The organism is Staphylococcus sp. HMSC36A10 (assembly GCF_001838845.1).
In the GTDB taxonomy this organism is placed as follows: Bacteria; Bacillota; Bacilli; order Staphylococcales; family Staphylococcaceae; genus Staphylococcus; species Staphylococcus aureus.
On record NZ_KV839095.1, the window covers coordinates 1 to 11709 of the forward strand.

The following is an 11709-nucleotide window of genomic DNA, read 5'->3' on the forward strand; positions in this document are numbered from 1 at the left end:
ATAGTATCTCCTTCAAGATGTCCAAACTCCTTATGTTTTCTTTGGTAGGAAATACATATTGAGTTTAGCACATAAGGCTTATTTATTTACCTTTTTCTTCACGGCTTTTTAAATAATAAGCGCCACCTAATAAACCAGCTGGAATACCTATAATTGGTGTTGTAACTACGCTTAAGACAATAACAATCATTGCTAAAGCAATCACGTTATACCAAGTTACAGTCAAATTTTTCAAATCCTCGTATGATTGTTTTACTAATTCTCTAAATTTCATGATTCAATCTCTCCTTTTTATAAATCAGTTAATAGTTATACTGCATTGCTTAAAATCAAAATCTCAATGAAGCATCTTTTAATCGTAAGTGTTAAATGGTTTTCTTAATCAATTTGTTTGAATGTACAAAAGCAATTAAAGCAAAAGTAATGTAAATGAGGGTGTATACAACAATTACTACAATAACCGGCATGAAGGAAATATTACCCATCAATTTCATAAATGCTATTGCGGCGAATACTGCATGTAATATAGCAATCAATAATGGTAAACCGAAGTTGAAAGTAATTTTTAATAATAATCCCTTAAGCATATCTGTATGCGTAAAGCCTATGCGTTTTAATATTCTGAAGTTACTTAGTTCATCCTCAGTTTCATCCATTTGTTTAATATAAATAATACATCCAGCTGCTACTAAAAATGCTAATCCTAAAAATGATGTAACAAATATTAGAATACCGTTAGTAGCATCGACCTCTTTTTTCATTTCATCATACGTGATGACTTTGTCTCCAAACTGTTTTGCAATTGCTTGAGCTTTTTCCTTTTGTGATGTTTGTTTAATATCATATCCATAAAAAGTATGAACGTTATTTTGTGTTTTCAACTGCTGATACTTTTCAGGACTTACTTCGATGACAGGTGAGTTGAAGCTTAGATTTAAAGGATAAACCTTACCTTTGTCTTCTTGTGTAACACGGAAAGTTTCATTCTTAGTACCTTTTACTACTAAATCTTTGTTTAAATGGATATTAATAATGTTAGGCAGCGATTTTGTATTTGTAATGATGGCATTGTTGCCTGTTAACTTGTTATTTGCACTTAAAATAGAATTCGTGCGACCTGAATCACTACCATTTTCCAAAGTAATAACCTGATCATTAACATTATCTACAGTAATAGTTTCGTAAGTATTTTTAGAAAATGTAATTTGTTGTTGGCTTAGTTTAGTTTCAAATTGTTTAGCATCTTGAGTAGCGACCACGTTAAATTCATTTGGTGCCATAGATGTAAGGGTTTGATCTGTATTTGATTTAGATAATGCCGCAAAACACAAAACAGTTACTGTAACTGCAGAAATAATTGCAATGATAGTTAAAGACATCGCATTTTTCTTCATTCTGTACATAATAGACGATGTGAATACAACATCGGTAATAGATACGCGTCCATTTTTTGATTTTTTCAATGTTTTAAAAATAAGTGACACGGAACTTCTGAAGAATAAATAGGCGCCTACAACCGTTAAAAATAAAATGATAAACGGTGATGTCATAGCCATAGTTAGTGCTTTGAACGTACCAAACATTTCTGTCGCCATATAATAGCCTAGTGCAATCATAGCAATACCTAATACGCCTGAAATGACTTCTATAACTGTAACTTTCGCAGTTGTAACATCAGTTTTAATTGAGTCTTTCATCATTGATAAGATACTGCGTCTTTTTAAAAATAAACTACTTTGAAATAAAATCAGTACATACGCAATAATTAGCATGAAAATAGTTAAAACAAGGGCCATAGGTTCGAAATGTATCGATAAGTTAATCGATAACGACATCAATTTAGATACTATGGAAAGCAATAATTGTGCACCTGCAATGCCACATAATACACCGACAACACCTGTGATTAAAAATACAATCATTTGTTCAAGTGCTAACATTTTCAAAATGTTTTGTCGTGTTAAACCAATCAACTGAAATAGCGCAAATTCACGTGTACGACGTTTCACGAATAAATGATTGGCATACATTAAAAAGATGACAATAATGATAAATAAAAATATTGATCCGACTAAAGCACCTTTCTTAATGATGGCCATCGAGTCGTCATTATTTACACCTTTAGTAAACTGTAAGGTTGTAAAACTGAAATATAAGACGATGCTAAAAAATAATGAAAATAAATACATTGCATAATGTTTTAAGTTTTGGCGTAAGTTTTTGAAAACGATATGGTTAAATGTCATTTGAGACACCACCTAATACTGATTGAAGATGTACAATGTCTTCATAAAAGGCCTGTTTAGAACGTCCTTCCTGATAAAGTTGTGTATGAATTTGGCCATCTTTTAGCATGATGACACGTTCTGCAAAACTTGCTGCAACCGGATCATGTGTAACCATGACAATAGTTGTATCAAACGATTTATTCATTTCTTCCAAACGTTGTAATAAGTCATTTGCACTTTTCGAGTCGAGTGCGCCTGTTGGCTCATCTGCAAATATGATTTGTGGTTTGTGAACAAATGCTCTCGCTGCTGCAGTTCTTTGTTGTTGACCACCAGATAATTCGCTAGGGTATTTATTTCCTAGGTCATAAATACCTAATGCTGTCGTGATCGCTTTGTAATTTTCTTCCATTGTTGCCTTCGACATTTTTTGAACAGATAAAGGTAACATAATGTTTTCTTTAACAGTTAATGTCGGCAGAATACTGTAATCTTGGAAGATGAAACCTAATGATTCTTTACGGAATTTGGCAAGTGCTTTTTGATTAAGTTTATTAAGCTCTTGTCCGTTAGCAATCACGCTACCGCTAGAAATTTGGTCAATTGAACTTAGTACATTTAATAAGGTTGTCTTACCTGATCCAGAAGGCCCCATAATCGCAACGAATTCGCCTTTTTGTATGTCAAAGTTAATATCTTTAAGTGCTTGAAATGTGTGCTTTTTACCGTATGTTTTTGAAACATGTTGCACTGATAATATCGTCATAGTCTCACTCCTTTTGTATTTAATTTCATTTTAAATAATGTTTGGAGTAGTAGCCTTTATCTAAACTTACAATTCAATGAATGAACCTTACAGAGTTGAAAGCTATCGCTACTTAGTAGATTTTTGAGTGAGGATACAGATTCATCGTACATATTAGACAAAAGCAATGGTGCTTTCTAAGTGATGATGTTTGTGTAAATTGAGAAAAGGGAATTTAATTATTGTATAATAAATTTTTTGTAAAAATTAAAAGCGGGCTTTATTTGAAAGGAATTGATTGTTATGGCAAAAGGAAACCAAGGTATTAAATGGTCTAGTTTAATAATGGGTGTATTATTATTAATGTTGGCAGTCGTTATTTTTACATTTCCAATTGAAAATTTTTATGCTATTACCTGGTTGATTGGACTGTTTGTATTAATTAACGGTGTGATTCAAATCATTTACCGTAGAAAAGCAAAAGCTTTAGTAGGTGGTAACCAAAATTGGATTCTGTTTATGGGGATTGTAGATATTCTCTTTGGTCTTATTGTCATTTTTAATGTTGGCGCTAGCTCGGCATTTTTTATCTACATGTTTGCATTCTGGTTTATTTTTAGTTCTATTGCAGGATTATTTACGTTTACGGGTAGTGGTAGCTTAAAACTAATTTCAGTGATTTTTAATTTATTAGGTATTGTTTTCGGTGTCATTTTATTATTTAATCCATTAATGGGTATCGTCTTTATTTCGACGATGATTGCTATTGCATTTGTATTCGTAGGTGTCATTTATGTTGTAGATGCACTTGCTTAAGTAAAATGAAGCGGTTCAAAAGAAGGGTGTGACATGAAGTTTGTGTCATATCCTTTTTGTTGTGTTTATGAAGCATAAAAACGGGGCGCTACCTACAATAAGTAAGATACGCCCATATTTTTATATTTTACTATTATTGTTTTTCAATACGATTAATAGTTATATCTAGTCCAAAATATTTTTCTAAAAAATGTTTATAGTTATTTTTAGTGACAGCTAACTTTTCTGAGATGCCATCCTTTGCTTTTGTCAAAGTTAAATGATTTTCAGACATTGTAGCACGGCCAAATGATTGTGGCATTGTAATTAATAAATGCTGTACAAATATTGAATCTGGGTTGGTTTGATTATATTCGATGTTGCTATTAAAATCTTCTATTTGTTTAGGTTTGAATTCAGCTTCATATTTTGTATGCCAATGATCATTTTCGAATTTTTGAACATAGAAAATATCCTTGTCTTCGTTGTTAAAAATAGCGCGGAATGTACCACTGATATCAGTAATTGGTTGTGTATGCTCAGATGAAGTAATAGGAATGGCATGTAGAGGTAAGTCTCCAAAGCCAACATCAGTTACATAGAATACATCATTTATAGAAACAACAAGTGAAGCATGTGAACCGTTCAGACTACGACCGCCACCGGGTGTGTGAATAGTAGCTGACATTAATTCAGGATTAAATCCTTTTTGTTGTAAATAGGCTTTGAAAAATGTATTTAACTCATAACAAAAACCACCACGTTTATCATGAACAATTTTATTAAAAAGTGCATCGATATTTATAGATATAGGCTTACTATTTTGAACATCAATATTTTCAAAAGGTACAGTTAACATAAAACGTGTTGCATAATAATTTAATGCTTCAATACTCGGTCGATTATAACGAGATGAATCAATTTGTAAATAATTCTCTAACTTCGCAATATTCATAAGCATAGCGCCTCCTGTATTAAAGATTATAATTAAATTTTAAACAGAAATACTGAAATTTTAAATTCGAAAGCATTGAATTTTGGATAAATACATTTTAAATAGAAAAATACGCTCTCAAAATGAAGTCATCTCTAAAAGAAACGATTTAAAGATGACTACTGAGAGCGTAGCATAATGGAAGAAGTGTGCAGGGTGTCTAAAAATGCAACAATACAAAGGTAGTTGCAAGACAAGTTACTTTATTTAGACCATTTGTGTTCTATGCGACCAAACTTCCAAATTAAACTTGAAATAAGCCAAGTAATTAAAAATAATGCAACTAAAATATAGCCTAAATAATCAAATTCGATCGAACCAATGAATGCCCAAAACGCACCATGTAAATCTAGCTTATCAGCAAGAATTTGTAGCAATTCAATCATCCCAATCACTAATGCTGCCATGACTGATATCGCAGTAATCGTTATATTGTAATAGATTTTGCGAATAGGATTGAAGAATGCCCAATTATAGGCATACTTCATTACAACACCATCTAATGTATCCAATAAACTCATACCTGATGCGAATAAAATTGGTAAAGATAAGATTCCGATAAACGAAATGGCTTGTTGTGATGCGCCTGAAGAAAGAGCGAGTAACGCAATTTCACTAGCTGTATCAAAACCAAGTCCAAATAAAAAGCCAAGTGGCAATACGTGCCAACTACGCGTGATTAATTTGAAATAAGGTCCTACAAATCGAGAAACCAATCCTCTAGATTCAAGTAATGCATCGACTTCAGCTTCTTCAATGTGTTCACGACGTAATTTAGCGAACAAGTTAATTAAAGAGATTAAAATAATTAGATTCAACACACCGATAAGCACTAAAAAGAAACCTGAAACTAGTGTACCAATCGTTCCACCAATATCTTGGAAATGCGGTAATTCATCTTTAGCCCATTTTACAGATACCCCTAAAAAAACAGCCATTAAAAATACGACAGATGAATGTCCAATTGAAAAATAGAAACCCACACCAGATGGATCTTTGCGTTGCTGTAATAATTTGCGAACCGTATTATCTATTGCAGCAATGTGATCTGCATCAAATGCATGACGCAAACCTAATGTATATGCAAGAATCCCCATACCAAATAAGATATGATGGTCTTTTCCAGCAATCCATAAAAAACTAAACCCAATAACGTGTAACAAAATGACAATAGCTATGTATGGTAACCAGCTTAAGCGCTCATTTTTAAAAACAGTCAAAATATATCCTTCTTTCATAACATGATATTTAATCATACTGTATGTTCAATGGGCACTCTAGTAATAAGTGTTCATATAACAAAAATGTTATGCCAAATTATTTGTTATATAAAAATATACATGTAACCACAAAAGATTTTTTTTGCGATATATATAATTTGATAAATTAACCAACAACAATGTAAGATGTCACTTTGCTTAACTTGGCATCCTTTTTATGATTTTCAAATTCAAAAAAATGAGCAAAATGAATCTCTTTACCAGTTTTTAATATTTCAATACCATGCATGGAACCTAAGCACCCATGTGTGATGCTGGAATGGATATTGAGACTAGCAACCTGATTGTAATGATTAGATAGTTCTTGAATTAATATTTGAGGTCCGTATATGTCAAAGCGGCCAGGGACAGACCAAATAAATTCTGTTGTAACCAGTGAACGTAATAATTCAATATCTAATGCTGCTGTAGCAACTATAAAATCTATCATTTGTTGACGTTTAGGCGCATGATTGCATGACACATCTCCTGTTAACTTAAAAGGTAATGATGACTGAACTTCCGTTTTAAAATGTAGTTGGTGCTGAAATAAAGCTTGTTCTAATATTGATATAGCTTTAGGACCAACGCCATGCATCTCCATTAGAGATGACTTCGTATATTGTGATACTGCTTCTAATGTGTATATACCTTGTGAATTTAGCGCGCGTGTTGCAGGCTTTCCAATTTTAGGTAAAGTCATTTGTATCCATCCTTTATGTTGTATGGTAGTCTTTCTGGCAATATACCCTGATTTGTACAGAATTATTTATAAAATTAATATTGTTTAGTGGTTGGTGAATAAATGTGGGAAATATAAACAAAATGATATCTTTATCGAAATATTATTAGTAAAATCGTTATATTAGCATAACCAAGTGAGCGTAACATGTTAAAAATTTGGGAGAGTAAGGAGGTATGTAAGTGAATACAGAATATAAAAAAGGTATATTTTTAGCACTCAGTGCATACATTCTGTGGGGAATACTACCTATATATTGGCAGTTCGTTGATGAAATAGGCGCATTTGAAATTTTAGCCTTTCGTATTATATTTTCAGCAATATTCATGATTTTCATACTCGCGGTTGGACAAAAACAACGCAATGCATTTCAACGAGATATGAATCAATTGTTAGGCAAGCCCATTCAGCTATTAGCGATTGTCGTAGCAGGCTATGTCATTACATTAAATTGGGGTACATTTATTTGGGCTGTAACGAACGGTCACGTCCTACAAACAAGTTTAGGTTATTATATAAATCCACTTGTTAGCATTTTGCTCGCACTTATCTTTTTAAAAGAAAGATTCAATAAATTTGAATGGCTAGCTATTTTATTCGCATTCATCGGTGTATTATATATGACGCTCAAGATTGGAGAATTCCCAATCGTTTCTATTATATTAGCGTTATCCTTTGGTACATACGGATTATTGAAAAAAGTAGTACATATTGATGCCATCAGCAGTATTACGATTGAATGTATTGTTACCGCACCTGCTGGACTAATATACGTTATTTATTTATGGCAGCAACATCAGATGTCATTTGGATTGAACATGTCATCATTTTGGTTATTATTTTCTGGTGCTATTACGGCAATACCACTAATCCTATTCTCAGCCGGAGCAAAACGTATTCCACTTTCGCTAATAGGATTTATTCAATACGTTGGACCAACAATAATGTTTGTACTCGGCATATTTGTTTTCAAAGAGCCTTTTAGTATAGATCAATTAATTACGTTTATATTTATTTGGACAGGTATTGTGTTATATAGTCTTTCTCAATACATTAAATTGAAGAAACATCCGGTCGCAAAAACCCTATAAAATACGAGGAGAGATAATTATACGTGTTTTCAACTTCCTTTGTGTCATGATAAGGTGAGACTGAGGTATGTGTGCAGTAACAGTGACAGACGTATAAATTTGAAACATTAAATATGAAATAAAGCACTTTCGTTGAATTCATAATTAAATGAATTTAAGCGAAAGTGTTTTTTGTATGATGATTTATGAGGGCATACGTAATGCTGATCAATGAAGCGGAATAGTATAGAAATGTATTTTATGTGATGTTACGTAATGACTTAAATCTTTATACAAATTTTCAGTGAAGCACGCAATGATTTAAAGGATAAACGTATTTTAAAAAGGGAGTCTTGATTTAGCAAAGGTTGATTTTAAATACAAATTAAAAAGCGCCCAAATCAATGAGATTCGAGCGCTAATTTAAATATTTTAAAATATACCAATTACTTTCATCCAAAGTGATCCTAAACCAATCCAGATAATAAAGTAGACGAAACCTAATATTAAGTTCATTGTCCACCAACGTTTTTGAGTCACGTAACCTGAAGAGAATAGAATCGGCGCTGGACCACTACTATAGTGTGTTGTTGAAGCTAATAGGTTACCGAAGAAACCTAACATTAATGCACTGAATAATGGTGGTGCACCGGCTGCGATGGCAACGCCTAGTAATGCTGCATACATCGCACTGATATGTGCTGTAGAACTTGCAAATAAGTAATGTGAATAGAAGTAGAACAATATTAAAATGACCAGTACTATAGGCCAGCTTAAGCCACCAAGACTTGTAGCAATGGATTTACTTAACCAAGGAATAAATCCAAGCTTGTTTAATTGGTCGGCCATTAACACTAATACTGAGAACCATACTAATGTGTTCCAAGCACCTGTTTCGTTTAAAATGTCTTGCCATGTTAAGACACCTGTCAATAATAATAATGCTAGCGCAATAAAGGCCGTTAAAGTTGCATCAATATGAATGAAACTTCCGACAATCCATAATGTTAGAGCAATGACAAAAATACCAATCATAAATTTTTCAGCTAAAGCGATTTTACCCATAGTCGCTAATTCATTTTCAGCCCAACTCTTAGCATTTGGTGTTTCTTTAACAGTTGGTGGATAAATTTTATAAATAATAAAAGGTACAACAATTAAGGAAACAAGTCCAGGAACTAAAGCAGCTAGGAACCAATTCATCCATGTAATGTGAACATTAGATGTGCTAGATGCTAAATTTTGTGCAAGGGGGTTACCGGCCATTGCAGTTAAAAACATAGCCGCAGTAATTAAATTACCTTGGAATTCTGTGAAAACAAGAAATGCACCCATTTTGCATGCTGATTCGTCTTTCGGTTTCGAACCAAATGATTCAGAAAGTGATTTGATAATTGGGAACATGATTCCACCAGCACGCGCGGTGTTACTTGGTGTAGCAGGTGCTAGAATTAAATCTACACCGACGATAGAATATGCTAAGCCTAATGTTTTTTTACCAAATAATTTGACGAAATGAAGTGCGATCCGTCTACCAAGACCTGTTTTCACAAATCCTCTCGAAATGAAAAATGCCATAGCAATTAACCAAATGCTATTATTACCAAAACCAGCGACAGCCGTTTTCATGTCAACAATGCCAACGAGTACCATGATTGTAAATCCAATTATAGAGACGGCCCCAATTGGCATCGGTTGTGTAATACAAGCAATGATTGTCGCGACGAATATTGCGAACATATACCATGCTGTTGGATCCACAGCATCCGGTTTAAAAGGTGTAAGTGCCCAAATAAGGAGACCTACAACGATAGGGAGTATAAACTTACGATATTTAACCGTGTTTTCCATGTTAAAACGTCCTTCTTTCTATGTTTTATACATATTTCAATTTAAGAATAAAGCTAACTACAAAAGATGTACAGTAATAATTAAATATAAAATTAAATTAACGAAATCATTAATATAATTATTTTTCGAGAATCGGTGAAGAACTGGTATAGATGGTGTTTATTAAATTCAAAAGATTTTGAAGATGAACTAATATACTAAGAAATTAATTGATACAAGTTAACTTCATGCACTTGTATTCGTTATACTGTATATATTTTGCATAATAAAATAATAATATGAATTTTTAATAAATTTCATTGAATATGAACTAAATTAGTTTATAATTTATCATTAGTATCCTATGGATATGACATAGAGTATAAGGAGGGGTTTTTATGAACAAGAACGTGTTGAAGTTTATGGTCTTTATAATGTTATTAAATATCATCACGCCTTTATTTAATAAAAATGAAGCATTGGCAGCACGAGATATTTCATCAACGAATGTTACAGATTTAACTGTATCACCGACTAAGATAGAAGATGGTGGTAAAACGACAGTAAAAACGACATTCGACGATAAAAGTGTAAAAATACAAAATGGTGACACGATTAAAGTGGCATGGCCGACAAGCGGTACAGTAAAGATAGAGGGTTATAGTAAAACAGTACCATTAACTGTTAAAGGTGAACAGGTGGGTCAAGCAGTTATTACACCAGACGGAGCAACAATTACATTCAATGATAAAGTAGAAAAATTAAGTGATGTTTCGGGATTTGCAGAATTTGAAGTACAAGGAAGAAATTTAACGCAAACAAATACTTCAGATGACAAAGTAGCTACGATAACATCTGGGAATAAATCAACGAATGTTACGGTTCATAAAAGTGAAGCGGGAACAAGTAGTGTTTTCTATTATAAAACGGGAGATATGCTGCCAGAAGATACGACACATGTACGATGGTTTTTAAATATTAATAATGAAAAAAGATATGTATCGAAAGATATTACTATAAAGGATCAGATTCAAGGTGGACAGCAGTTAGATTTAAGCACATTAAACATTAATGTGACAGGTACACATAGCAATTATTATAGTGGACAAAGTGCAATTAGTGATTTTGAAAAAGCCTTTCCAGGATCTAAAATAACTGTTGATAATACGAAGAACACAATTGATGTAACAATTCCACAAGGCTATGGGTCATATAATAGTTTTTCAATTAACTACAAAACCAAAATTACGAATGAACAGCAAAAAGAGTTTGTTAATAATTCACAAGCTTGGTATCAAGAGTATGGTAAGGAAGAAGTGAACGGGAAATCATTTAATCATACTGTGCACAATATTAATGCTAATGCCGGTATTGAAGGTACTGTAAAAGGTGAATTAAAAGTTTTAAAACAGGATAAAGATACCAAGGCTCCTATAGCTAATGTAAAATTTAAACTTTCTAAAAAAGATGGATCAGTTGTAAAGGACAATCAAAAAGAAATTGAGATTATAACAGATGCAAACGGTATTGCTAATATTAAAGCGTTGCCTAGTGGAGACTATATTTTAAAAGAAATAGAGGCGCCAGCACCGTATACATTTGATAAGGATAAAGAATATCCGTTTACTATGAAAGATACAGATAATCAGGGATATTTTACGACTATTGAAAATGCAAAAGAGATAGAAAAAACAAAAGATGTATCTGCTCAAAAGGTTTGGGAAGGCACTCAAAAAGTGAAACCAACGATTTATTTCAAGTTGTACAAACAAGATGACAATCAAAACACAACACCAGTAGACAAAGCAGAGATTAAAAAATTAGAAGATGGAACGACAAAAGTGACATGGTCTAATCTTCCAGAAAATGACAAAAATGGCAAGACTATTAAATATTTAGTTAAAGAAGTAAATGCTCAAGGTGAAGACACAACACCAGAAGGATATACTAAAAAAGAAAATGGTTTAGTGGTTACTAATACTGAAAAACCAATCGAAACAACATCAATTAGTGGTGAAAAAGTATGGGACGACAAAGACAATCAAG

The 11709-nt window shown here is 32.7% G+C and carries 9 protein-coding genes and 1 pseudogene; 3 read left to right on the forward strand and 7 right to left on the reverse strand.

The window, feature by feature from the left end:
* Nucleotides 1-82 precede the first annotated feature (82 nt).
* From vraH to vraD, 3 genes are all read right to left on the reverse strand, one after another.
* On the reverse strand, nucleotides 83-274 hold the full coding sequence (gene vraH / locus HMPREF3247_RS05860) for a peptide resistance ABC transporter activity modulator VraH (RefSeq protein WP_000672034.1): 192 nt from the start codon (nucleotides 272-274) through the stop codon (nucleotides 83-85).
* A 91-nt stretch (nucleotides 275-365) separates the two neighbouring features.
* Entirely contained in the window at nucleotides 366-2246 is a 1881-nt protein-coding gene (gene vraE, locus HMPREF3247_RS05865) for a peptide resistance ABC transporter permease subunit VraE (protein WP_000143656.1), read from the reverse strand.
* A complete protein-coding gene (vraD, locus tag HMPREF3247_RS05870) occupies nucleotides 2236-2994 on the reverse strand; it encodes a peptide resistance ABC transporter ATP-binding subunit VraD (RefSeq protein WP_000154162.1) in 759 nt (252 codons plus the stop codon). Before vraD ends, vraE begins: the two co-directional genes overlap by 11 nt.
* A gap of 282 nt (nucleotides 2995-3276) precedes the next feature.
* Here vraD and HMPREF3247_RS05875 point away from each other — a divergent pair, with 282 nt between their 5' ends.
* The gene (locus tag HMPREF3247_RS05875; RefSeq protein WP_001051870.1) at nucleotides 3277-3789 is read left to right on the forward strand and encodes an HdeD family acid-resistance protein; all 513 of its coding nucleotides are present in this window, start codon (nucleotides 3277-3279) and stop codon (nucleotides 3787-3789) included.
* A 133-nt stretch (nucleotides 3790-3922) separates the two neighbouring features.
* Here HMPREF3247_RS05875 and HMPREF3247_RS05880 read toward each other — a convergent pair whose 3' ends face one another.
* From HMPREF3247_RS05880 to HMPREF3247_RS05890, 3 genes are all read right to left on the reverse strand, one after another.
* Entirely contained in the window at nucleotides 3923-4723 is an 801-nt protein-coding gene (locus HMPREF3247_RS05880; protein WP_001017424.1) for an arylamine N-acetyltransferase family protein, read from the reverse strand.
* Between the two features lie 242 nt (nucleotides 4724-4965).
* The gene (locus HMPREF3247_RS05885) at nucleotides 4966-5982 is read right to left on the reverse strand and encodes a HoxN/HupN/NixA family nickel/cobalt transporter (RefSeq protein WP_000215641.1); all 1017 of its coding nucleotides are present in this window, start codon (nucleotides 5980-5982) and stop codon (nucleotides 4966-4968) included.
* Nucleotides 5983-6148: 166 nt separating this feature from the next.
* A complete protein-coding gene (locus tag HMPREF3247_RS05890; protein WP_000174577.1) occupies nucleotides 6149-6724 on the reverse strand; it encodes a helix-hairpin-helix domain-containing protein in 576 nt (191 codons plus the stop codon).
* Nucleotides 6725-6945: 221 nt separating this feature from the next.
* On the opposite strand from HMPREF3247_RS05890, the gene rarD reads away from it, so the two are divergent.
* Nucleotides 6946-7854 carry an EamA family transporter RarD gene (gene rarD / locus HMPREF3247_RS05895; protein WP_001091181.1) on the forward strand — a complete coding sequence of 303 codons (909 nt, stop codon included), beginning with the start codon at nucleotides 6946-6948 and terminating at the stop codon, nucleotides 7852-7854.
* 411 nt (nucleotides 7855-8265) lie between these two features.
* On the opposite strand, the gene HMPREF3247_RS05900 is transcribed toward rarD, so the two are convergent.
* The gene (locus HMPREF3247_RS05900; RefSeq protein ID WP_000432340.1) at nucleotides 8266-9684 is read right to left on the reverse strand and encodes an anion permease; all 1419 of its coding nucleotides are present in this window, start codon (nucleotides 9682-9684) and stop codon (nucleotides 8266-8268) included.
* 377 nt (nucleotides 9685-10061) lie between these two features.
* Here HMPREF3247_RS05900 and cna point away from each other — a divergent pair.
* Nucleotides 10062-11709, forward strand: a pseudogene (gene cna, locus HMPREF3247_RS05905) (collagen adhesin Cna); the annotation flags it as partial.

Coding starts and splice junctions, on each gene's coding strand:
- vraH (WP_000672034.1), bottom strand. CDS start 274: ATGAAATTTAGAGAATTAGTAAAACAATCATACGAGGATTTGAAAAAT.
- vraE (WP_000143656.1), bottom strand. CDS start 2,246: ATGACATTTAACCATATCGTTTTCAAAAACTTACGCCAAAACTTAAAA.
- vraD (WP_000154162.1), bottom strand. CDS start 2,994: ATGACGATATTATCAGTGCAACATGTTTCAAAAACATACGGTAAAAAG.
- HMPREF3247_RS05875 (WP_001051870.1), top strand. CDS start 3,277: ATGGCAAAAGGAAACCAAGGTATTAAATGGTCTAGTTTAATAATGGGT.
- HMPREF3247_RS05880 (WP_001017424.1), bottom strand. CDS start 4,723: ATGAATATTGCGAAGTTAGAGAATTATTTACAAATTGATTCATCTCGT.
- HMPREF3247_RS05890 (WP_000174577.1), bottom strand. CDS start 6,724: ATGACTTTACCTAAAATTGGAAAGCCTGCAACACGCGCGCTAAATTCA.
- HMPREF3247_RS05900 (WP_000432340.1), bottom strand. CDS start 9,684: ATGGAAAACACGGTTAAATATCGTAAGTTTATACTCCCTATCGTTGTA.